The following is a 244-nucleotide window of genomic DNA, read 5'->3' as shown; positions in this document are numbered from 1 at the left end:
CGGGCGCCCCGCCGCTCGGCCCGGCGCGCCGCCGTGAGCGCTCCCAGGTCGGCCCGCAACGTCCGTTCCAGCGCGGCGAGTCGGTCGCCCTCGGCATCCGCGAGGTCGGGCGGCAGCGGAGCGCGGTGCTGCCGTTCGGCGCGCTGGGCGACGGCCAGCTCCTGCCAGGCGTCCTCGCGCAGCGCGAGGACGGGTGCCACGTCCGCGGCGGCGCGGGCCCGCTCCAGCCGTTCCCGGAGACGGT

1 protein-coding gene is annotated in these 244 nt (G+C 80.7%); it reads right to left on the bottom strand.

Annotation, left to right across the window (positions count from 1 at the left end; all coding sequences use genetic code 11):
• The coding region (locus RZ84_RS42135; protein ID WP_241778119.1) for a hypothetical protein at positions 1–244 on the bottom strand (244 nt) is incomplete at both ends.

This window comes from Streptomyces sp. CT34 (assembly GCF_000805335.1).
In the GTDB taxonomy this organism is placed as follows: domain Bacteria; phylum Actinomycetota; class Actinomycetes; order Streptomycetales; family Streptomycetaceae; genus Streptomyces.
Note: the sequence above shows the minus strand (reverse complement) of the source record. Positions and strands in the feature narration are given on the sequence as shown.